Origin of the sequence: Arthrobacter sp. PAMC25564 (genome assembly GCF_004798705.1) — a bacterium.
In the GTDB taxonomy this organism is placed as follows: domain Bacteria; phylum Actinomycetota; class Actinomycetes; order Actinomycetales; family Micrococcaceae; genus Arthrobacter.
The window spans coordinates 4042023-4063372 of the sequence record NZ_CP039290.1; the positions used below are offsets into that span (position 1 = coordinate 4042023).

At 66.7% G+C, this 21350-nt stretch carries 19 protein-coding genes; 5 read left to right on the forward strand and 14 right to left on the reverse strand.

All coding sequences use genetic code 11. From position 1 onward, the window contains the following. Positions 1 to 41: 41 nt before the first annotated feature. A complete protein-coding gene (locus E5206_RS18595; RefSeq protein WP_136323785.1) occupies positions 42 to 1043 on the reverse strand; it encodes a substrate-binding domain-containing protein in 1002 nt (333 codons plus the stop codon). A gap of 342 nt (positions 1044 to 1385) precedes the next feature. Between E5206_RS18595 and E5206_RS18600 the strand changes: the two genes are divergently transcribed. Beyond that, positions 1386 to 2126, forward strand: a complete 741-nt coding sequence (locus tag E5206_RS18600; protein ID WP_136323786.1) for a GntR family transcriptional regulator — start codon at positions 1386 to 1388, stop codon at positions 2124 to 2126. A gap of 66 nt (positions 2127 to 2192) precedes the next feature. Further along, the gene (iolB, locus tag E5206_RS18605; protein WP_136323787.1) at positions 2193 to 3089 is read left to right on the forward strand and encodes a 5-deoxy-glucuronate isomerase; all 897 of its coding nucleotides are present in this window, start codon (positions 2193 to 2195) and stop codon (positions 3087 to 3089) included. On the opposite strand, the gene E5206_RS18610 is transcribed toward iolB, so the two are convergent. Further along, positions 3086 to 4339 carry an MFS transporter gene (locus E5206_RS18610; RefSeq protein ID WP_136323788.1) on the reverse strand — a complete coding sequence of 418 codons (1254 nt, stop codon included), beginning with the start codon at positions 4337 to 4339 and terminating at the stop codon, positions 3086 to 3088. The two genes, iolB and E5206_RS18610, sit on opposite strands and share 4 nt — an antisense overlap. Before the next feature lie 160 nt (positions 4340 to 4499). Between E5206_RS18610 and E5206_RS18615 the strand changes: the two genes are divergently transcribed. Further along, complete coding sequence (locus E5206_RS18615) at positions 4500 to 4949, forward strand: MarR family transcriptional regulator (RefSeq protein WP_136323789.1); 450 nt, start codon at positions 4500 to 4502, stop codon at positions 4947 to 4949. Positions 4950 to 5054: 105 nt separating this feature from the next. On the opposite strand, the gene E5206_RS18620 is transcribed toward E5206_RS18615, so the two are convergent. From E5206_RS18620 to E5206_RS18655, 8 genes are all read right to left on the reverse strand, one after another. Next, on the reverse strand, positions 5055 to 5930 hold the full coding sequence (locus E5206_RS18620; protein WP_136323790.1) for a sugar phosphate isomerase/epimerase family protein: 876 nt from the start codon (positions 5928 to 5930) through the stop codon (positions 5055 to 5057). A gap of 50 nt (positions 5931 to 5980) precedes the next feature. Continuing rightward, entirely contained in the window at positions 5981 to 6994 is a 1014-nt protein-coding gene (locus E5206_RS18625; RefSeq protein WP_136323791.1) for a Gfo/Idh/MocA family oxidoreductase, read from the reverse strand. A gap of 16 nt (positions 6995 to 7010) precedes the next feature. Further along, entirely contained in the window at positions 7011 to 7922 is a 912-nt protein-coding gene (locus E5206_RS18630; protein WP_136323792.1) for a sugar phosphate isomerase/epimerase, read from the reverse strand. Between the two features lie 140 nt (positions 7923 to 8062). Further along, positions 8063 to 9574: a CoA-acylating methylmalonate-semialdehyde dehydrogenase gene (locus E5206_RS18635; protein WP_136323793.1), complete on the reverse strand. Its 1512-nt coding sequence runs from the start codon at positions 9572 to 9574 to the stop codon at positions 8063 to 8065. 47 nt (positions 9575 to 9621) lie between these two features. Beyond that, complete coding sequence (iolD, locus tag E5206_RS18640; RefSeq protein WP_136323794.1) at positions 9622 to 11550, reverse strand: 3D-(3,5/4)-trihydroxycyclohexane-1,2-dione acylhydrolase (decyclizing); 1929 nt, start codon at positions 11548 to 11550, stop codon at positions 9622 to 9624. Between the two features lie 39 nt (positions 11551 to 11589). Beyond that, positions 11590 to 12570, reverse strand: a complete 981-nt coding sequence (locus E5206_RS18645) for a deoxyribose-phosphate aldolase (protein WP_240689842.1) — start codon at positions 12568 to 12570, stop codon at positions 11590 to 11592. Continuing rightward, the gene (gene iolC / locus E5206_RS18650) at positions 12567 to 13568 is read right to left on the reverse strand and encodes a 5-dehydro-2-deoxygluconokinase (protein WP_136323795.1); all 1002 of its coding nucleotides are present in this window, start codon (positions 13566 to 13568) and stop codon (positions 12567 to 12569) included. The genes E5206_RS18645 and iolC overlap by 4 nt, the downstream gene beginning before the upstream one ends. A gap of 212 nt (positions 13569 to 13780) precedes the next feature. Continuing rightward, positions 13781 to 14185, reverse strand: a complete 405-nt coding sequence (locus E5206_RS18655) for a tautomerase family protein (protein ID WP_136323796.1) — start codon at positions 14183 to 14185, stop codon at positions 13781 to 13783. A 310-nt stretch (positions 14186 to 14495) separates the two neighbouring features. Between E5206_RS18655 and E5206_RS18660 the strand changes: the two genes are divergently transcribed. Together E5206_RS18660 and E5206_RS18665 are read left to right on the forward strand one after the other, a co-directional pair. Beyond that, the gene (locus E5206_RS18660) at positions 14496 to 14858 is read left to right on the forward strand and encodes a metalloregulator ArsR/SmtB family transcription factor (protein ID WP_136323797.1); all 363 of its coding nucleotides are present in this window, start codon (positions 14496 to 14498) and stop codon (positions 14856 to 14858) included. After that, complete coding sequence (locus tag E5206_RS18665) at positions 14855 to 15343, forward strand: SRPBCC family protein (RefSeq protein ID WP_136323798.1); 489 nt, start codon at positions 14855 to 14857, stop codon at positions 15341 to 15343. Before E5206_RS18660 ends, E5206_RS18665 begins: the two co-directional genes overlap by 4 nt. 104 nt (positions 15344 to 15447) lie before the next feature. Here E5206_RS18665 and sucD read toward each other — a convergent pair whose 3' ends face one another. The 4 genes from sucD to E5206_RS18685 all read right to left on the reverse strand — a co-directional run bounded on the left by sucD (position 15448) and on the right by E5206_RS18685 (position 21317). Next, positions 15448 to 16350 (reverse strand): succinate--CoA ligase subunit alpha, encoded by a 903-nt coding sequence (sucD, locus tag E5206_RS18670; RefSeq protein ID WP_136323799.1) that lies wholly within the window; start codon positions 16348 to 16350, stop codon positions 15448 to 15450. Positions 16351 to 16362: 12 nt separating this feature from the next. Continuing rightward, entirely contained in the window at positions 16363 to 17532 is a 1170-nt protein-coding gene (gene sucC / locus E5206_RS18675; protein WP_136323800.1) for an ADP-forming succinate--CoA ligase subunit beta, read from the reverse strand. 353 nt (positions 17533 to 17885) lie between these two features. Beyond that, positions 17886 to 20408 (reverse strand): DNA helicase PcrA, encoded by a 2523-nt coding sequence (gene pcrA, locus E5206_RS18680; protein ID WP_136323801.1) that lies wholly within the window; start codon positions 20406 to 20408, stop codon positions 17886 to 17888. Between the two features lie 51 nt (positions 20409 to 20459). Next, positions 20460 to 21317, reverse strand: a complete 858-nt coding sequence (locus E5206_RS18685) for an inositol monophosphatase family protein (protein ID WP_240689844.1) — start codon at positions 21315 to 21317, stop codon at positions 20460 to 20462. Positions 21318 to 21350: the final 33 nt, after the last annotated feature.

Here is a 21350-nt window from a genome sequence, read left to right on the forward strand (position 1 = left end):
GTTCCGGGGCCGCCAAGCCCCGGAACCCGGCTGGGGCATCCTTAGCGGATGCCTTCCTTGGCGAACTTGAGGACGTCAGGAGCTGCTGCCTGATCGATGATCGACGGGCCGGTCAGTACCGGAAGTCCGCCACCCACGTGGATGCCGCCGCGCTTGACCTGCCACAGCGCGTCGATGGACCCGTAGCCCTGCAGCCACGGCTGCTGGTCCACGGTGAATGCCACCTTGCCGTCGATGATCGCCTGGGCGAGCTCGCCGTTCATGTCGAAGGAGGCCACCTTGACCTTGCTCTGCAGGTTCAGTGACTCAACGGCCTTGTCAATTGTGAGCGTGAACGGTGCGCCGAGTCCGATGATGGCGTCGGCGTCCGGGGTCGCCTGTAGCTTTGCGGTCACTGTGGAGGAAACCTGGGTCATGTCCGTTCCTTGCACGAACAGGTTTTCGGTGCCCGGGACCTTCGACTTGACACCGGCACACCGGGAATCGAGGGCGACGTTCCCCTGCTCCATGATCACGCAAATCGGGTGCTTGACGCCCAGGGAGGCCAGCTTGTCGCCGACGGCGGCGCCGGCCAGGTTCTCGTCCGAACCGAAGTGGGTGAACGCACCCACCTTCTTCCAGACATCGGCACCGGAGTTCAGGCTGACTATCGGAATGCCGGCATCCGTGGCCTTCTTCAGCACGTCCTTGAGGGCGTCCGGCTTGGCCAGTGTCACGGCGATGCCGTCCACCTTCTGGTCGATGGCCTGCTGGATCAGCTGGGCCTGGCGGCCGCCTTCGGGATCCGAGGTGTAAAGCAGGTCAACGTTGTCCTTGGCCGCGGCTTCCTCGGCGCCCTTGCGGAGGATGTCCCAGAAGGTGTCGCCCGGAGCGGCATGGGTGATGAGGGCGATCTTGATCCGGGGCGTGGAAGCTGCCTGGCCTCCGCCGGCCGCGTTGCCTGAGTCTGCGGGCTTGCCGCCGGTGCTGGAACACGCGCTCAGGGCCAGCATGGGTACCACGGCCGCCGTCAGGGCTGCCTTCCGCCACGAGAACTTGGTCACGATCAATCTCCTTTGATTCCGGGCCACGCCGACCGCTTCGTCGCGTCAGTCCGTGGGCTATCTACAAATGATCATGGTGACTCCGATCACAGTTGTCAATAGTTTGTCCTGACATTAGGATGTTTTGACGTAACACAATTGGAAGAAATGCCCGGATTGGCCCTCACCGCGCCGCCTGGCGCAGCCCGGGACAGCCCGCAAGAGGGCCGGAGCACCATTGGCTGTCCCTCATCACCCTGCTAGTATCAGAACAAGGAAGTATGTCCTATCAAGCGAACATATACCTGACATACGCGGACCGGCCGGCACGAGCGGCCCCTGCGGAGCACAAGGGAGAGCTCAGTGGCGAATCAACTAAATCTCAGTATCGACCGCTCCTCACCGGTGCCGCTCTACCATCAGGTGGTGCAGGGCATCGAGGCCGCCATCCACACCGGATTGTTGGAGCCGGGCAGCCGGCTGGAAAACGAGATCGATCTCGCCGCCCAGCTCAATCTGTCCCGCCCTACGATGCGCAAGGCCATGGATGAACTCGTCCGCTCGGGCCTGCTGGTCCGCAAGCGCGGCGTGGGCACCCAGGTGGTGTCCAGCCAGGTCCGGCGCCCGCTGGAACTCTCCAGTCTTTACGACGACCTGAGCAACAACGGCAGCAAGCCCACCACCGAGGTGCTGAGCTTCTCGCATGAGGAGGCCGACGCCGCCACCCGGGAGGCACTCCAGCTTCCGGCCGGCGCGAAGGTCTACCACTTCACCCGGCTCCGGAAGGTCGGCGGCAAACCGCTGGCCCTGATGGAGAACTGGGTGCGCGATGACATCACCCTCATCGACGAGGCGCTCCTGGGCTCGCAGGGTCTGTACGGAATCCTGCGCAACGGCGGGGTGAACTTCCGCCTCGCCTCGCAGCGGATCGGCGCCATGATCGCCAACGATTACCAGGCTCCGCTGCTGGAAACCACCCCCGGCTCCGCCCTGGTCACGATGGAGCGGACCGCGGTGGATGACACCGGGCGCATGGTCGAAACCGGCCACCATGTCTACCGGGCCGATTCCTACAGCTTTGAAATGACGCTCGTCCAACGCTAAGCGCCCGCGCCAAGCGCCAGGCGCGAGGCGCCAGGCGCCAGGCGCACCAACCGAAAGAGGACCTCCATGGCCAACTGGGTCTATCCGCTGGGAACCGCTGCCGAGGGCAGCTGGGACATTTCACTGGGCACCGCCGACTCCACGCTGGCCGTGGACGGCTGGGCGCACACCGGTCTGAAGGTGGCGACGCTCCCCGCCGGCGGCGCCGTCGGGCTTGCCGCGGCCGGCGAGGAACGCATCGTGATCCCGCTCAGCGGATCCTTCACGGCGGCCGTGGACGGCCAGTCGTATTCCCTGGCCGGGCGGGAGAGCGTCTTCAGCGGTCCCAGCGATGTGCTCTATACGGGAACCGGCAAGGCCGTGACCATCGCGTCGGCCGACGGCGGCCGGGTCGCGGTTGCCACCGCCCCGGCGAAAGCCTCCTACCCGACCCGCCTGATCACGGCCGCGGAGACGCCGGTGGAGCTCCGCGGGGCAGGCAACTGCTCCCGCCAGGTCCACAATTTCGGCACGCCCGCGGCGCTGGAAGCCGACCGCTTCATCGTCTGCGAGGTCCTTACCCCGGCCGGCAACTGGTCCTCCTATCCCCCGCACAAGCACGACGAGGAAAAGGACGGCGAGACCAGCCTCGAGGAGATCTACTACTTCGAAACCCGGGTAGCGCCGGGAGCCCCGAAGCGCCCGGGCGCCGACGACGCCATCGGCTACCAGCGCGTGTATGCCTCCGACGAGCGGCCCATCGACGTTTCGGCCGAGGTACGGACCGGCGACGTTGTGCTGGTGCCGTATGGCTGGCACGGCCCCGCGATGGCCGCCCCCGGCTACGACATGTATTACCTCAACGTGATGGCCGGCCCCGGCCCGGTCCGCGACTGGCTCATCAGCGACGACCCGCACCATGGCTGGATCCGGCAGACCTGGGAAGGCAAGGACGTGGACCCGCGCCTGCCCTTCGGCCGCTAGAGACGCTGCAGTTCGACGCCGTCCCGGCTTTCCGCCGGCTCGACGGCGGCTTCCGGGACGCCGCGCCCGGCGTCGTTCTTCCGCCTGGCATTCACGGCCGCGAACACCATCACGGCGAGGCCCAGCGCGGTGATCCCGGCGCCGGCCCAGATCGGCGAGGTGTAGCCGAAGCCGGCCGTGATGGTGACCCCGCCCAGCCAGGCCCCGAGGGCGTTGCCCACATTGAAGGCGCCGATGTTGGCGCCGGAGGCCAGGGTGGGCGCGCTGCTGGCGTACTTCATGACGCGCATCTGCAGCCCGGGAACCGTGGCGAAGCCAAAGCCGCCCAGCAGCACCATGGACGCGATGGTCATCGGCTGGTTGCCGGCGGTCAGCGCGAAGGCCACGAGGACCAGTACCAGGGCCGCGAGCACCACGAGCAGGGTGCGGTCCACGTTCCGGTCCGCCGCCTTGCCGCCCACGGTGTTGCCGACGAAGAGCCCCACACCGAAGAGGATCAGCAGCCACGGCACGGTGGAGGCGGAGAAACCGCTGACCTCGGTGAGCGTGAAGGCGATGTAGGTGAAGGCACCGAACATGCCGCCGTAGCCGAGGATCGTGACGGCGATGGAGAGCCAGACCTGTCCGGACCGGAAAGCACGCAGTTCGATGCGCAAACCGCCAGCGGCAGAACCAGCGGCAGAAGGCGCCGCCCCCTGGCCGGATCCCGTTTTGGGCACAAGGGCGAGGATGCCGGCGAGCGCCAGCACACCGATGCCGGTGATCGCCCAGAAGGTCGAGCGCCAGCCCGCGGCCTGGCCCAGCAGGGTGCCGAACGGGACACCCAGCACATTGGCCGCCGTCAGGCCCGTGAACATGATCGCGATGGCGCCCGCCTTCTTGTTGGCCGCGACCATACCGGCGGCCACCACCGCGCCGATGCCGAAGAACGCGCCGTGCGCCAGGGCGGCGATGACGCGGCCCACCATCATCGTCAGGTAGTCGGGGGCGACGGCGGAGACGAGGTTGCCGGCAATGAACAGCACCATCAGCACGGCCAGGACCGGCTTGCGTTCCAAGCGCGTCACGGCGGCGGTGAGGCCAAGAGCCCCGACGACGACGGCGAGCGCGTAGCCGGAGATCAGCCAGCCGGCGGTGGCCTCACTGACCCGGAAGTCGGCGGCCACCTCGGGCAGCAGGCCCATGATGACGAACTCGGTGAGTCCGATCCCGAACCCGCCGAGGGCGAGTGCAATGAGGCCGATAGGCATGGAGGAGCTCCTTCAAAACTGTGCGGAGGGGTATGGGAGGCGTAAGCTATTAGTTGCAGACGCGTTATTTATTGTTGCACAAGCAACTATCCCGCGCAAGCAACTATTTTTGGAGGGCCTGCCGTTTTGGCGGAGCGGGCTGATCGGAAGGGAACATCAGATGGGCATCAAGGACGACGCCGTCGAGGTCCGCGCGCAAGGGTGGCGGACACTGGCGGCCCTGCATGGGCTGATCGAGGCGGAACTGGAGCGCTCCCTGCAGGCCGAAGCGCAGCTGTCCGTGGTGGAGTACACGGTGCTGGATGCCTTGAGCCGGCAGGACGGCTGGCACATGCGCATGCAGCAACTGGCCCGTGCCACGGCGTTGAGCGCGAGCGCCACGACACGCCTGGTCAACCGGCTCGAGGACCGCGGCCTGCTGACCCGGATCCTGTGCGCGGAAGACCGCCGCGGGATCTATACCGAGCTCACGCCCAGCGGCATCACGCTGCTCGAGCAGAGCCGGCCGGTCCACGACGCCACGCTGGAGCGGGCCCTGGCCGAGGCACAGGAGGTCCCGGAGCTGGCGCCGCTGGTCGACGCCCTCCCCAGGCTGCACACCGGGGTCTAGGCCGGGCCGGAGCCTTGAGGCCGGACGCGCGGTAAGCCCCGCCGCCGCGTCGAAACGCGGCGGCGGGGCTTACCGGCCTGGATCACGAGGCCGCAGCCGCCGTCGTCAGACGCTCACCTTTTCAATGTGCTGCTGCATCGTCTCCAGCTGGTAACGGGAGACCTCGGCGGCGTCGTCATCCTCGGCGAAGACGCTGGAGACCATGACGGTGTCCTCGCGGTCGAGGAAGCCGATTTCCTTCAGGCCGCCGAAGAACTCCTCCCAGTTGACGTCGCCGTCGCCGATTTTCAGGTGCTGGTGGACCCGGACCGGGTTGCCGGGCGGGTTGGTGATGTAGCGCAGACCGTGCGAGGCATGGTGGTCCATCGTGTCCGCGACGTGGACCAGGCGGAGCTTGTCCCCCGCCGCCCGCATGATCTCCAGCGGCGGATTCTTCATGTGGAAGCTGTGCGAGGCCACGTAGACCAGGCCCACGTTCTTTGAGTTCAGGCCCCGGATCACCCTGATGGCGGCCAGGCCCTCCTCCACGAAGTCGTCCGGGTGGGGATCGATCAGCAGGTCGATCCCCTCCCGTTCGATGATCGGCAGCAATTCCTCCATGGATCGGTAGAAGGCGCGCTCGGACTCCTCGGCCTTCTCCGGCCGGCCGCTGAATTCGGTGTTCATGGTGCCCACGCCCAGGTCCACCGTGATCTGGATGGCGCGCTTCCAGTAGCGGACAGCCGCCTCGCGGGCGTCCTCGTCCGGGCCCGACCAGCGCAGCACCGGCAGTACCGAGGCGATCCCGATCCCCACGTCTTTGCAGGCCTTGGCCAGCTTGGCCACGAGCTCGTCGTCCGCCTTCGGGTGGTTGAAGAACGGGATGAAGTCCGGGTGCGGGGTCATCTGCATGTACTCGTAGCCGAGGTCCGCGACCACGCGGGGGAACTCCAGGAGGCCGTGGCTGTGATGGAACGGCGTGGGGTCAAGGGCGATTTTCACTGGGGAACACTCCATTGTGGATCAGGCGGGGAATTGCTGCTGGCTCGCGTCTAGCGGTAGAGGACAGGCTTGGCGTTCAGCTTCACGGCGACCTTTTCGCCGTTCTTCTGCGCCTCGACGCCGGCTTCGCAGCAGGCGGCGGTGGCGTAGCCGTCCCAGGCAGTGGGGCCGCCGATCTCGCCGCGGAGGGCGGCGTCAACCCAGGACTGGATTTCGACGTCGTATGCCGCGCCGAAGCGCTCCTCGAAGCCGGGGGTGATGTTGCCGCCCCAGTGGCCATTGCTGCGGGTGTACGGTCCTTGGTCCCCGCCGATGCTGACGATGCCGTCCTCGAAGGAGGCCTGGGTGGCTACTTCGTAGCCGAACTTGGCGTTGACGTAGATCTCGACGTCGGCCAGGACGCCGGACTCGGTCTCGATCAGCACGTGTTGCGGGTCGTGCTGGCCGGCCGGGGCGTTCCGGGTGGCCTTGCCGAGGCGGACCTGGACGGAGGTGATTTCCTCACCCGTGAAGTAGCGGATCGCGTCGAATTCGTGGACCACGGAGTCGTTGATCAGCATTTCGTTGGTGAAGCCCGCGGGAGTGGTGGGGTTGCGGTGCTGGTGGTGCAGCATGAGCAGCTCGCCGAGTTCGGAATCGCGGATGATCTTGCCCAGGGCGGCATATTCGGCGTCGAAGCGGCGCATGAAGCCGACCTGGATGCGCTGGTGGCCCAGCTTTTCCTCGGCCTCGACGATCTTCCAGGCGGATGCGGCGTCCGGGGTCAGCGGCTTCTCGCAGAGGATCGGGATGTCCTTGGCGATCGCCTTGAGCAGGATGTCCTCATGCAGGAAGCCGGGGGTGGCGATCAGCACGGCGTTGACGTCGCCGTTGTTGAGCGCTTCGTCGGCGTCGGCCAGGGCGACGGCGCCCGGGATGCCTTCGATGGCCGCCTGGGCCCGGGCAAGGTCGACGTCGACGACGGCGGCAACTTCCGCGCCGTGGATGCGGGTGTTGAGCCGCTGGATGTGGTCTGCGCCCATACGGCCTGCGCCGATGACGGCTACGCGGAGGGTCTTGGTCATGATCTTGTCCTCAGTTCTAGTTGACAGCGGTGCGGGAGCCGCAGGAGAGCAGGTAGTTCCGGGTGCGCTTGGCGATCGGCATCGGGACGTCAAAGGCCACGGGGTACATGTCCTGTTCCACGATGCCGAAGATCGGCCGGTCCAGGGCCTCGACGGCCTCGATCACGGCGCGCAGGTCCGGCAGCCCGTTGGGCGGTTCGGTCATGACGCCGGCGAGGTTGGCGGCGGCCCAGGTCATATCTTCCACGTTGACCTTTTTGAGGATGTCCGGGTTGATCTGCTTGAGGTGCAGGTAGCCGATCCGGTCCGGATAGTTCTTGATCAGGTCGAGGCTGGATGCCCCGCAGTATTCGGCGTGGCCGGTGTCCAGGCACAGGTTGAGGTGCTTGGAGTCTGTGGCGGCGAGCAGGGTCTCGATGTCCTCCTGCGCGCCGACATGGGAGTCGGCGTGGGAGTGGAACTGCTGCTTCAGGCCGAAGTCCTCCAGCAGGGTCTTGCCGAGGCGGTTGTGGCCGGTGAAGAGATCGCTCCAGGCCTTTTCGGTGAGCTGGCCGCTCTCCACGGCCTCGCCGGTGACGTCGTCGCGCCACATCGCGGGGATGACCACGATGTGTTCCCCGCCCATCGCGGCGGTGAGCTCGGCGACCTTGCGGGCCGGTTCCCACGCGGTTTCCCACTGGTCCAGGCCCCGGTGGAAGGCAGTGAACACCGTGCCGGCCGAGATTTTCAGGTCGCGGGCCTTGAGTTCCTCGGCCAGCCGGGAAGGGTCGGTGGGGAGGTAGCCGTAGGGGCCGAGTTCGATCCATTTGTAGCCGGATTCGGCGACTTCGTCGAGGAAACGTTCCCACGGGGTCTGCTTCGGGTCATCCGGGAACCAGACGCCCCAGGAGTCCGGCGCGGTGCCGATGATCAGCTTGTTCTCAGTCATTGCTCAATCCTTGTGTCTGCTGGTGGTTTGGGCCCACGCCGCCAGGGTTCCCTGGCCGGCTAACCCAACTGACTCGCAGTTGTTGTCGTTTTGAGGGCTCATAACGACAACTAATGCCAGCCAGTTGGGGGGGGTGGGGATTAGTTGGAGGGGAAGTTGTAGGAGGCGCCGGAGGCGTGGGTGGGCTCGGGCCAGCGTGAGGTGACGACCTTGCCGCGGGTGTAGAAGGAGACACCTTCCGGGCCATAGATGTGCTTGTCGCCGAACAGCGAGGCCTTCCAGCCGCCGAAGGAGTGGTAGGCCACCGGCACGGGCAGCGGCACGTTGATACCGATCATCCCCACCGTGACGGAGCGCTGGAACTTGCGGGCGTTGGCGCCGGAGGAGGTGAAGATCGCGGTGCCGTTCCCGTAGGGGTTGGCGTTGATCAGGGCGATCCCGGCGTCCAGGTCCTCCACCCGGACCACGACGAGGACGGGGCCGAAGATTTCCTCGGTGTAGGCGGTCATTCCGGTCTTGACGTGGTCCAGGACGGTAGGGCCGACCCAGAATCCCTCTTCGTGGCCGGGGACCACGAGGCCGCGGCCGTCCACCACCATGGCGGCCCCGGCCGTTTCGGCCTCGGTGACGATCTTCACGATACGTTCCTTGGAGGCCTGGGTGATGACCGGGCCCATTTCGGCGTCCGGCGCGGTGCCGTTGTTGACCTTGACGGCGAGCGCGCGTTCTTCGACCTTCTTGACCAGGAGGTCGGCGGCCTCGCCGACTGCGACGGCAACCGAGATGGCCATGCAGCGCTCGCCGGCGGAACCGAAGGCGGCGGCGGCGAGGTGGTCGGCGGCGTTGTCGAGGTCGGCGTCGGGCAGGATGATCGCGTGGTTCTTCGCGCCGCCCAGGGCCTGGACGCGCTTGCCGTGGGCGGTGGCGGTTTCGTGGACGTACTTCGCGATGGGGGTGGAGCCGACGAAGGAGATGCCGTCCACGTCCGGGTGGGTCAGCAGGCCTTCGACGGTTTCCTTGTCGCCGTGCAGGACCTGGAAGACGCCGTCGGGCAGGCCGGCCTCCTTCCAGAGCTTGGCCAGCAGCATCGAGGCGGAGGGGTCGCGTTCGGAGGGCTTGAGGATGAAGGCGTTGCCGGTGGCGATGGCCATCGGCGCCATCCACAGCGGCACCATGACGGGGAAGTTGAACGGGGTGATGCCGGCGACGACGCCGAGGGGCTCGCGGAAGGAGAAGACGTCGATGCCGGTGGAGACCTGGTCGGAGTAGTCGCCCTTGAGCAGTTGCGGGATGCCGCAGGCGAACTCAACGACCTCGAGGCCGCGGGCGATCTCGCCCTTGGCGTCTGAGAGGACCTTGCCGTGCTCGGCGGTGATCAGTTCGGCGAGCTCGTCCATGTGGGCCGCGACGAGTTCGCGGAACTTGAACAGGACGGCGGTGCGCTTGGCCAGGGAGATGTCGCCCCAGGAATCTGCGGCGGCGCGGGCGGCGGCAACCGTGGTGTCCAGGTCGGCCCGGTTCGCCAGCCGCAGCTCTGCGGAGACGGCGCCGGTGGCGGGGTTGTAGACGGACTGGGTGCGGCTGCCAACGCCGGCGGTCTCGGCACCGTTGATGAAGTGGTGGATGGTCTTGGTGATGGTGCTGGTCGTCATGGGAATGTCCTTGGGGGTTGGATACTGGGGTGGCTCAGGGGCCGGGGTCAGCCCAGCAGCTTGCGCTGGCGGCTCTTGTGGTCGACGTAGGCCTGGAAGGCCTGTTTGGTGGAATCGAGCTCGGAGACCTGGGAGACCGGGACATCCCACCAGGACTCGGAGCTCGGGGCGTCCAGCAGCGGGTCGGATTCAACATGGATCAGGATGGGCCCGCTGCGCTCAGGCGCGGCCTTGGCGTCGCGGATGGCCTGCTCGAGCTCGGCGATGACCTTCTCCCCCGGGTCGATCCGGATCACCTTCACGCCGAGGCTTTCGGCGTTCAGGGCCAGGTCCACGGGGAGCCTCTCGCCGTCGTCGAAGCTGTGGTGCTCCTCATCCAGGGCCCGGTATTGGGTGCCGAAGCGCTGGGAGCCCAGGGACTCGGAGAGCGAGCCGATCGATGCGTAGCCGTGGTTCTGGATCAGGACCACGATCAGCTTGATCCGCTCGGCGACGGCGGTGACGAGTTCGGTGTGCATCATCAGGTAGGAGCCGTCCCCCACCATCACGACGACGTCGCGTTGCGCCCCGCCCTTCGCGGCCTCGGCCAGCGCCGCGCGCTTGACGCCGAGGCCGCCGGGGATTTCGTAGCCCATGCACGAGTAGGCATATTCGACGTGGTAGCCGAACGGATCCCGGACACGCCACATCTTGTGCAGGTCCCCCGGCAGGGAACCTGCGGCGCAGATGACAACATCCTGGGCGTCCATGGCCCGGCTGGTGGCGCCGATGATCTCGTTCTGCGCCGGCAGCGGCGTAAACCGGGTGTCAAAGGCCTCATCCACGGTGGCGTTCCAGCGTGTCTTTTCCGCCGTGATCCGCTGCTCCAGGTCGGCGCCGATCCGGTAGCCGCCGAGGGCCTGGTTCAGCTTGACCAGGGCCTTCCGGGCATCCGCGACGATCGGCAGGGCGGTGCCGTGCTTGTAGGCGTCGATCGGCGCGACGTTGATGTTGATGAACTTCACGTCCGGGTTCTGGAACGCGGTCCGGGACGCCGTCGTGAAGTCCTCGTAGCGGGTGCCGATGCCGATGATGAGGTCCGCAACGGCGGCGATGGCGTTGGCCGCCGTCGTGCCGGTGGAGCCGATCGCGCCGAGCGAGTACTTGTGGTCCCAGGGCAGGACGCCGACCCCGGCCTGGGTGTTGCCCACCGGGATGCCGGTCAGTTCCACGAACTTGGCCAGCTCCTCGTTGGCATAGGCGTAGAGCACGCCGCCGCCGGCGATGATCAGCGGGCACTTCGCGGCGCGGATCGCCGCCGCGGCGCGGCGGATGTCCTCGTCGTCGGCGTCGGGGCGGCGGATCCGCCATTCGCGTTCGGCGAGGAATTCCTCGGGCACGTCGAAGGCTTCGGCCTGGACGTCCTGGGGCAGCGAGATCGTCACTGCCCCGGTCTCGGCCGGGTCGGTGAGGACGCGGAGGCCGTGGTGGAACGCGGAAAACAGCTGCTCAGGACGGGAGACCCGGTCGAAGAACTTCGACAGCGGCCGGAAGGCGTCGTTGACGGTGATGTCGTAGGCTTCCGGGCGTTCCAGTTGCTGCAGTACGGGGTCCGCGGCACGGGTGGCGAAGGTGTCGCTGGGGAGCAGGAGCACCGGCAGCCGGTTGGTCGTGGCCAGCGCCGCGCCGGTGAGCAGGTTCGAGGAACCCGGTCCGATCGAGGTGCTGATCGCGAAGGTCTGGCGGCGCCGGGTGTGCCGGGCGTAGCCGACGGCCTGATGTGCCTGGGCCTGTTCGTTGCGGCCCTGGTAGTACGGCATGATCGTCGGATCGAGCTGCTGGTACTGCTTAAGGGCCTGTCCGACGCCGGCGACGTTGCCGTGGCCGAAGATGCCGAAGGTACCCGGGATCAGCCGCTCCCGGAAGTCCTGCCCGCCGATCGAATCGACGGTGTACTGCTGGGACAGGTATTCGACGACGGCCTGGGCGACCGTCATTCTGCGTGTTCCTGAGGCAGTTCTCATTCCCATGGGAAGTTACTCCGATGCTTCTGCGGTTCGGGCGGATCCGGGGCGGGCGGATTCGGTTTGAGTGGGGTCGGCGTGGTGCAACAGCGAGGCAGCGGTTGCGACGGCGCCGGCGACGTCGCCGTCGTGCGGGTAGAGCAGGGTCCGGCCGACGGTGAGGCCCTGGACGCCCGGCAGGGCGAGCGCAGCCTGCCAGCTGGCGAATACGTCCTCCTGGCTGCCCTCCGGGTCTCCGCCGAGGAGCACGGTCGGCATCGTGGTGGACGCCATGACGCGTTCCATCCCGGCCACCACGGGGAGCTTCATCCAGGTGTAAGCGCTGCTGGCGCCCAGGCCTTCGGCGATGGCCACTGACTTGATGACGGCGTTGGTGGAGAGGTCGTTGCGGACCCTGCCGTTCTCCCGGACGGAGAGGAACGGCTCCACCATGGCGATCAGCTTGCGCGCGGCGAGCGAGTCAATCGCCCTCGCGGTTGCTTCGAGGGTGGCCACCGTGTCCGGGTCGCCGAGGCAGATGCGGGTGAGCATCTTGCCGCCGTCGGCTCCCAGGGCTTCAAGGGCGGCGGCCGTGTGGCCGGTAAAGCGGTCATCGAATTCGTTGACCAGTCCGGAGAGCCCGCCGCGGTTCATCGAGCCGAAGAGCAGCTTGCCCTCGAGCGCGCCGAGCAGGAGGAGGTCGTCCATGATGTCCGGCGAGGCCAGGACACCGTCAACCTCCGGGTTGGCCAGTGCGATCTGCAGGCGGTCCAGAAGCTGGCGGCGGTCGGCCATCGCGACGGGATCGCTGCCGACCGCGAGCGCCCCGCGGGCGGGGTGGTCGGCGGCGACGATGAAGTTCTGTTTGCCGGCCTTGACGCCGGGGTGGCGGCGGCGGGCCTTCGCGGCGCGGGCGATCGCGTCCGGGTCTTCGAGCCGGATGATGCTCAGGTGCTCGTAGCGGCGGGGATCATCGTCCACCGCGAGGGTTGCAGCGGCTGGGTTGACACTCACAATGTTGCTCCTTCGGTGGCGTAGGCACCCGGCACCAGGCGGCCGCGTTCGGCGAGCAGTCCCATGACTTCTTCCGGCGTCGGCATCGCGTCGGCGCAGGACAGGCGGGAGGCGACGATGGCGCCGGCGGCGTTGGCGAAATCGAGCACCTGGGCCAGCGGCCAGCCGGAGAGCAGCCCGTGGCAGAACGCTCCGCCGAAGGAGTCGCCGGCGCCAAGGCCGTTGACGGTTTCCACCGGCACCGGCGCGGAGACGACGCGTTCGGTGCGGGTCTTCGCCATCACTCCTTCCGGGCCGAGCTTGACGACGGCGATTTCGACGCCGGCCGCGAGCAGCCGGTCCGCCTGTTCGTCCGGGGTGCCTTCGCCGACGGCGACGGCGCATTCCTTGTCGTTGCCGATCGCGACGGTGACGTGCGGCAGGATCCTGGCGACCTGTTCCCGGGCTTCGGTTTCGGAGGCCCAGAACATCGGCCGGTAGTCGAGGTCCAGGATGGTGAACTGGCCGGGCTTCAGCCCGGTGCGGGGACGCGCCTCGTGGGCCTTGATATGGGCGGTGCGGCTGGGCTCCTGGCAGAGGCCGGTGACAGTTGACCAGAAGATTCCGGCGTCCCTGATGGCCTCCAGGTCCAGTTCCTCGGCCTTGATCTGCAGGTCCGGTGCGGTGGGGAAACGTCCGTAGAAGTAGAGCGGGAAGTCTTCCGGCGGCTTGATCGCGCAGAACGTGACCGCGGTGGGCCATTCCTTGACTGCGGTAACGAAGGAATCGTCCACGTTGAACTTGCGCAGTTCGCGGTGCAGGTATTTGCCGAAGGCATCGTCGCCCGTGCGGCTGATGACGGCGGTGCGGCGGCCATGGCGGGCAGCGGCGACCGCTACGTTGGACGGGGATCCGCCAAGGTACTTTCCGAAGGATACGACATCCTCCAGATCCACCCCGATGTCATTCGGGTAGATATCAACGCTGATGCGCCCGATCGTGAGCAGTTCGTGGGTCACGGTGATCGTGGACCTTTCTGGTGTGAACTCGGTACCTTTGCGCAGCCTGAGCTTCGTTGCTTAGGGGCCGGCGTGAGCCGGGCCACATCCACTACTTTGCCCTAGAATCAATGTCCTGTCAAAGGTTTGTACTGACATATTTACAACATGACACAGAGGGACTGAACCGGTCCGCGGCGCGGCTGCCTGGCCGCTGCAGCGGCGCCATGCGGCTACGTGCCGGGGACTCCAAGTTCGCCGGTAACGTACTGGGCCTGCCCGAACCCGAACGACCAGTCCCCCGCGGTGTTTTCGACATATCCAATGAAGACGTCCTCGCCACAGACCCCCACGGCGGCCAGCTTCTCCGCGACGGCGGCAAACAGGGACTGCTTGGCCAGCTGGCTGCGCCCGGCCTGGGTGAAGATCTGGATCATCACAACATCCGGCGTCCGCTCGAAGCCGAGCCCGGCATCCTGGGCGACTATCTGCCCCGCGGGATGTTCGGTCAATATGTGGAAGTAGTCCCGCACCGGAATGCCGTATTCGGCCACGATCGCAGCGTGGACGCCCTGGCTGAGCACCTGGAGCTGCTCCGGTGTGCGGCCCTGATTGATGTCGATTCGCACGAGAGGCACTCGCTTCTCCTTAAATAGTTTGTCCTGACATACTAACAAACTTTGACGAGGCGATACAAGGTTTTCAGCCGGCCCACAGCAACGCGGGGTCACTTCGCGCCCATCACAGGCCCCGGGATGGGCGCGAAGTGACCCCGCGTTGGGGTATTGCGCAGGCCGGCGGTGCGGCGTAGCGTTAGCAACCTGGAGGTTGATCAATGAATCGGTTGATTAGTAGGTTGCTGACCAGGTGATAGCGCAGTTGTTGACCCAGTTGCTGACCCAGATGATTAGCCGCTTGAATGCCGGATTCCGGGCGAGGAGGCACGCAATGGACGAACACGACGACGATTTCCTCGACGCCGCCTTCCTGGCCCTGGCCGACCCGATCCGTCGTCGCATCATTTCCCGGCTCAGCCGGGGACCGGCAACCGTCAACGAACTGGCGGAACCTTTCGCGATCACCAAGCAGGCGGTCTCGAAACACATCCAGGTCCTCGAGCAGGCGCACTTGGTCACGCGCACCCGTGACGCCCAGCGCCGGCCCGTCCACCTGAATCCCGCACGGCTGGATGCGCTCACCGCATGGATCGACCAGTACCGGCTGGTCCGCGAGGGGCAGTTCCGCAGCCTTGACGCCGTGCTGCGATCCAACGCCGCTGCCAGCGGCGCACAGGCAAAGGACACATCATGAGCAATGCACTGACACTGACAGTTCCCGTGGGACTGCCCTTCATCGACTTCGAACGCGACTTCGATTTTCCGGTAACTGAGGTCTTCCGGGCGCACAAGGACCCCGGACTGATTGCGCAGTGGCTCGGGCCGCGGCGGATGAGCATGAGCATCGACCACTATGATTTCCGCACGGGCGGCAGCTACCTCTACACCCACATGGGGCCGGACGGTGACACCTATACCTTCAGCGGCATCTTCCACACGGTCCGCGAGAACGAACTCGCCATCCAGACCTTCGAATTCGACGGTTACCCGGACGTCGTCAGCATCGAGTTCCTGACCTTCCACGATCTTGGCCACGGGCGCACCCGGCTGGCCGCCCACGCGGTCTACCCAAGCCTGGAGGCCCGCGACGGAATGGCCCAGTCCGGCATGGAAGGCGGCGTGTCCGAAGGGTACGAGCGGCTCGAGGAGCTGCTGGCCGCCGTCGTGCGTATTAAATAAACAACGCGGAGTCACTTTGCGCCCATCCCAGCGAGTGGGATGGGCCGTAAGTGACCCCGCGTTGCTGTGAAGCGGTGTTGCCGTGAAGCGGTGTTGCCTGGAGCCTAGAGGCTTGCGAGGACTTCGCGCAGGAGCTTGGCGGTCTCGGACGGCGTCTTGCCGACCTTGACACCGGCAGCCTCGAGGGCTTCCTGCTTGGCCTGTGCGGTGCCCGCGGAGCCTGAGACGATGGCGCCGGCGTGGCCCATGGTCTTGCCTTCCGGAGCGGTGAAACCTGCCACGTAGCCGACAACCGGCTTCGTGACGTGGGCCTTGATGTAGTCGGCAGCGCGCTCCTCGGCGTCGCCGCCGATTTCGCCGATCATGACGATCGCCTTGGTCTCCGGGTCGGCTTCGAAGGCTTCGAGGGCATCGATGTGGGTGGTGCCGATGACAGGGTCTCCTCCGATGCCGATGGCGGTGGAGAAGCCCAGGTCGCGCAGTTCGTACATCATCTGGTAGGTCAGGGTGCCCGACTTGGAGACGAGGCCGATGGGGCCCTTGCCCGTGATGTTCGCCGGGGTGATGCCGACGAGGGCCTCACCCGGGGTGATGATGCCGGGGCAGTTCGGCCCGATGATGCGGGTGACCTGCTTGCCGTCGGCGTCGACCTTGGACTGGGCCAGTGCCCAGAACTCGGCAGAGTCCTGGACCGGCACGCCTTCGGTGATGACGACGACGAGGCCGATGCCTGCCTCGATGGCTTCAACGACGGCGTCCTTGGTGAAGGCCGGCGGCACGAAGACGATGGAGACGTCGGCGCCGGTCTCGGCGATGGCTTCCTTGACGGTGCCGAAGACGGTGATTTCCTTGTCGCCGTGCAGGACCGAGGTGCCGGCCTTGCGGGCGTTGACGCCGCCGACGATGTTGGTGCCCGCCTTCAGCATGAGCGCGGTGTGCTTGGTGCCTTCGCCGCCGGTGATGCCCTGGACGATGACCTTGGAGTCTTTGTTCAGATAAATAGACATAGTCGGGTCCCTTTACTTCGCTGCGTTGGCGAGCTCGGCAGCCTTGTCGGCGCCCTCGTCCATGGTGGCGGCCAGGGTAACCAGCGGGTGGTTGGCCTCGGCCAGGATGCGGCGGCCTTCCTCAACGTTGTTGCCGTCGAGGCGGACTACCAGCGGCTTGTTCGCGGAGGAGCCCAGCTCGGCCAGTGCGCCGACGATGCCCTTGGCGACGGCGTCACAGGCGGTGATGCCACCGAAGACGTTGACGAACACGGACTTGACCTGCTCGTCGCCGAGGATGACGTCGAGGCCGGCAGCCATGACCTCTGCGGAAGCTCCACCGCCGATGTCCAGGAAGTTGGCGGGCTTGACGTTGCCGTGGTTTTCACCGGCGTAGGCAACGACGTCCAGGGTGGACATGACCAGGCCGGCACCGTTACCGATGATACCCACGGAGCCGTCCAGCTTGACGTAGTTGAGGTCCTGGGCCTTGGCCTTGGCCTCGAGCGGGTCAGCGGCTTCCTTGTCTTCCAGCTCCGCGTGGTGCGGGTGGCGGAATCCGGCGTTTTCGTCCAGCGAGACCTTGCCGTCGAGGGCAACGATGTCACCGGCGCCGGTCAGGACCAGCGGGTTGACCTCAACGAGGGTGGCGTCTTCCTTCTTGAAAACGTCCCAGAGCTTCAGGATCACGCCGGCGACCTTGCCGCGCAGTTCCTCAGCGAAGCCTGCGGCAGCAACGATTTCGTCGGCCTTGGCCTGGTCGATGCCGACGGCCGGGTCGATCGAGATCTTGGCCAGGGCATCGGGACGCTCGACGGCGAGCTGCTCGATTTCCATGCCGCCTTCAACCGAGCACATGGCCAGGTAGTTGCGGTTGGCCCGGTCCAGGAGGACGGAGAAGTAGTATTCCTCGGCGATATCCGCACCCTGGGCAATCATCACCTTGTGAACGGTGTGGCCCTTGATGTCCATGCCGAGGATGTTGGTGGAGTGTTCAAGCGCCTCGTCGGCGGTCTTGGCGACCTTGACGCCTCCGGCCTTGCCGCGGCCTCCGGCCTTGACCTGCGCCTTTACGACAGTTACGCCGCCGATTTTCTCGGCAGCTGCCTTTGCTTCTTCAGGGGTGTACGCCACGATGCCAGCAAGCACGGGTACACCGTGCGCCTCGAACATATCGCGCGCCTGATATTCAAACAGGTCCACGGGTTAGTGTCCTTCTACGTCGAAGTAGTTTCTGTACAGCCGGACCCCGCGTTTTCGCGGTTACCGGGCTGCGGAATAAACGCACCCTGCGACAGGCTTGGAAACGAGCCACACGGCGCAATGCTCCTCTGGGAACTCTAGCCCTTCCTTCGGAGCCGCCCGTCCCAGAGTACCCGTTATGTGAGGAAGGACACTATTCTATTGAGCGTAGAAAAACCCCTAGATTACGGGGTTTTTGGGGCTCCCGGTGGCGGCGGCGCGCCTGTTTCCCGGCGCCGGAGAATACTGCGTAACGGTCCCGTCGGCGCCGTCATCCGGATGACGGAGCGGCAGCGTCCGGGCACCGGGTGTGCTCAGGCGTCGAGCTTGGTCAGTGGCGCGTAGCGGAGCAGGAGCCGCTTCTCGCCGACGTCGAACTTCACCTTGGCGACCGTCTTGTCCCCGGCGCCCTCCACCGCCAGGACGGTGCCGTTGCCGAAGCTCGTGTGGTTGACCTTGTCCCCCACGCTGACCGCCACTATTTCCTTTTGCGGCTGGACCCGGTTCTTGGCGATCGCGGCCGGGACGTCGGCGTTGAAGCCTGCGGTCGCGCCTGCCCCGGAGCCGCGGGCGGTGCCGGCTCCCCAGAAGGACCCGCCGTAGCGGCTCGAACCGATCGGCGCTCCGCTCCCCCAGCCGCCGGTCTGGCGGCTGGTGCCTTCCCGTTTCCATTCCACCAGCTCGGCCGGGATCTCCTCGATGAACTGGCTCGCGGGGTTGTACTGGCTCTGGCCCCACATGCTGCGCACCTCGGAGCGTGTCAGGTACAGGCGCTTCCGGGCCCGGGTCAGGCCCACGTAGGCCAACCGGCGCTCCTCGGCCAGTTCCTTGGGGTCGGTCGCGGACCGCTGGTGCGGGAACAGTCCATGTTCCATGCCGGTGAGGAACACCACCGGGAACTCCAGCCCCTTGGCGGTGTGCAGCGTCATCAGGGTGACAACGCCCAGCCGCCTGGCCTCGGCGACGGCGGCCGCTGCGTCCTCGGCCGATCCGGCCGGGGCATCCGGGATCTGGTCGGCGTCGGCCACGAGGGACACCTGCTCCAGGAAGGCGCCGAGGGACCCTTCGGGGTTGTCCCGTTCGTATTCGCGCACGACGGCGACGAGCTCGGCGAGGTTTTCCACGCGGGATTCGTCCTGGGGGTCGGTGCTGGACCGCAGGCCGGCGAGGTAGCCGGTCTGCTCCAGCACGGCTTCCAGGGCTGCAGCCGCGCCGGAGCCGGCAGCCACCTCGGCCAGGTCGTCGAGCAGTTTCACGAAACCCAGCACTGCGTTGACCGAGCGGGTCGCCATGCCGGGCGCCTCGTCCGCGCGCCGGGCGGCCGCCATAAAGGAGATCCGGTCGCGCTGCGCGAGGGAGGCGACGGCGCCCTCGGCGCGGTCGCCGATGCCGCGCTTGGGTTCGTTGAGGATCCGGCGGAGGTTGACGTCATCGTCCGGGTTGACCAGGACGCGGAGGTAGGCGAGCGCGTCCTTGATTTCCTTGCGCTCGTAGAAGCGCGTACCCCCCACCACCTTGTAGGGCAGGCCGACCCGCACCAGGACGTCTTCGATCGAGCGGGACTGGGCGTTGGTGCGGTAGAAGATCGCGACGTCGCCGGGACGAAGATTGCCCTCGTCCTGCAGCCGGTCGATTTCCTTGGCGATGAACTGGGCCTCGTCGTGCTCGTTCTCGCCGACATAGCCGACGATCTTTTCGCCGTCACCCTCCGCCGTCCAGAGCCGTTTCTCGGGCCGGTTGGGGTTGCGGGAGATGACCGAGTTGGCGGCGCTGAGGATCGTCTGGGTGGAGCGGTAGTTCTGCTCGAGCTTGATGGTGCGGGTGTCCGGGTAGTCCTTCTCGAATTCCACGATGTTGCGGATATCAGCGCCGCGGAAGGCGTAGATCGACTGGTCCGAATCGCCGACGACGGTGAGCTCGGCCGCGCCGGGGCCCTCACCGACGATCTCACGGACCAGGGCGTACTGGGCGTGGTTGGTGTCCTGGTATTCGTCCACGAGGACATGCCGGAAGCGGCGACGGTAGGAGTCCGCCAGCGCCGGAAAGGCGCGGAACATGTAGACGGTCTCGGCGATCAGGTCATCGAAGTCCATCGCGTTGGCCTGGCGCAGACGCTGGGTGTAGCCCTTGAACACCTCGGCAACGGACTGTTCGAAAGGGTCGTTGTAGTTGGCGCTGGAGGCGTAGGAATCAGCGTCGATCAGCTCGTTCTTGAGCGCGGAAATCTTGTGCTGGATGGCCTTGGGCGCGAACTTCTTGGGGTCCAGGTCGAGGTTCTTGGCCACGAGGGTGATCAGGCGCAGCGAATCCGCGGAATCGTAGATGGAGAAGTTGGAATTCAGGCCGACGTTCTTGGCCTCGCGCCGCAGGATCCGGACGCAGGAGGAGTGGAAGGTGGATACCCACATGGTCTTGGCCCGGCCGCCGACAAGGCCTTCGACCCGCTCGCGCATTTCGGCCGCGGCCTTGTTGGTGAAGGTGATGGCCAGGATCTCGCCATGGTGGGCGCGTCCCGTCGCGATGAGGTAGGCGATCCGGTGGCTGAGCACGCGCGTCTTGCCTGAGCCGGCGCCGGCGATGATCAGCAGGGCGCTGCCTGTGTGCCTGACCGCTTCCTCCTGCTGTGGGTTGAGCCCCTGCAGGAGCTCCTCCGCGGTGGGGAGCGCCGGACGGTCCGGGTCTGCTGAATCTGCCAGGTTTGATCCGAAGCTGGCCGCCGGGTCGAAGGCCGCCATTCCATTCCCGGCGGATGCCCCCGCCGGAGACCTGCTGGGCGCCCCCGCCTGGGAGGCAGCTTGGAAGGGTCCGTCAGCGTAAGGGTCAAACAACATATCCATGGTGCCTACAAGTCTAGGCGGTGCCGCTGACGGTGGCGTCCGCACCCGGATCTAGGCCACGGAGCCTGACTCGAGCGCGGCACGAAGCTGCCGGACCGCCGTCGTGCCCCCCGCGAGGAACCAGTCGAGCCCATTGACCCGGACGACGTCGGCCGCGCCGCCCGCCGCGAGTACGATCGCCTGGCCGGGCAGCCAGTCCCATTCCGGGCAGCTGTGCTGGAACCAGCAACCCAGCTCGCCGTCGGCCACCCGGCTGAGGTCGCAGGACCCCGAGCCGAACATACGGAGCGCGGCGGCGGAGGTCGCGGCGGCGTGCCAGGGCATGGCGCACATCGGGTCGGCGAGCCAGGTGGGATGGATGTAGGTGGCGGCGCCGAGCTCGGACAGCGGCGTGTCTGACCGGCTCCCGCCCGCGGAACCAGCGGGCCCGAAGGTGGCCAGCCGGTCCCCGTTGAGCGTTGCATGCCGCGACGTCCCGCCGAGCCAGAGCTTGTCCTCCTCCGGCTGGAAGACCGCGCCAAGCAGCACGCCGGAGCCGTCCTTGAGGGCGATCGCGGAGCACCAGTAGGTGGACCCGTGCAGGAAGTTGTAGGTCCCGTCGACGGGGTCGATGACCCAGGTCCGGCCGCTGCGGCCCGCCACGGAGGAGCCTTCTTCGCCCAGGATGCCGTCGTCGGGACGGCAGCGCTGGAGCTGTTCGAGCACATACGCCTCAGCGGCATGATCGGCGGCCGTGACGACGTCGGAGACGGACGTTTTCTGCCGCCCCTCCAGCCCGGCCTGCCGCATCAGCAGTGCCAGCGTGCCGGCTTCGCGCACCAGCGCCTCGGCGAGCTGGTAGTCATCCAGGGCGGGGTCGAGTTCAGCGGTGCTGTGTCGGCCAAGTCGGTGTTTTCCTAGTTCGGTCACGCGTCCCAGACTATCGGCGCGGGCCGCGGCAGA

Excerpts from the sequence above, each read along its gene's own strand:
- iolB (WP_136323787.1), top strand. The coding sequence starts at position 2,193 with ATGGCCAACTGGGTCTATCCGCTGGGAACCGCTGCCGAGGGCAGCTGG.
- E5206_RS18610 (WP_136323788.1), bottom strand. The coding sequence starts at position 4,339 with ATGCCTATCGGCCTCATTGCACTCGCCCTCGGCGGGTTCGGGATCGGA.
- E5206_RS18615 (WP_136323789.1), top strand. The coding sequence starts at position 4,500 with ATGGGCATCAAGGACGACGCCGTCGAGGTCCGCGCGCAAGGGTGGCGG.
- E5206_RS18625 (WP_136323791.1), bottom strand. The coding sequence starts at position 6,994 with ATGACCAAGACCCTCCGCGTAGCCGTCATCGGCGCAGGCCGTATGGGC.
- E5206_RS18630 (WP_136323792.1), bottom strand. The coding sequence starts at position 7,922 with ATGACTGAGAACAAGCTGATCATCGGCACCGCGCCGGACTCCTGGGGC.
- E5206_RS18635 (WP_136323793.1), bottom strand. The coding sequence starts at position 9,574 with ATGACGACCAGCACCATCACCAAGACCATCCACCACTTCATCAACGGT.
- iolD (WP_136323794.1), bottom strand. The coding sequence starts at position 11,550 with ATGACGGTCGCCCAGGCCGTCGTCGAATACCTGTCCCAGCAGTACACC.
- E5206_RS18660 (WP_136323797.1), top strand. The coding sequence starts at position 14,496 with ATGGACGAACACGACGACGATTTCCTCGACGCCGCCTTCCTGGCCCTG.
- E5206_RS18665 (WP_136323798.1), top strand. The coding sequence starts at position 14,855 with ATGAGCAATGCACTGACACTGACAGTTCCCGTGGGACTGCCCTTCATC.
- sucD (WP_136323799.1), bottom strand. The coding sequence starts at position 16,350 with ATGTCTATTTATCTGAACAAAGACTCCAAGGTCATCGTCCAGGGCATC.
- pcrA (WP_136323801.1), bottom strand. The coding sequence starts at position 20,408 with ATGGATATGTTGTTTGACCCTTACGCTGACGGACCCTTCCAAGCTGCC.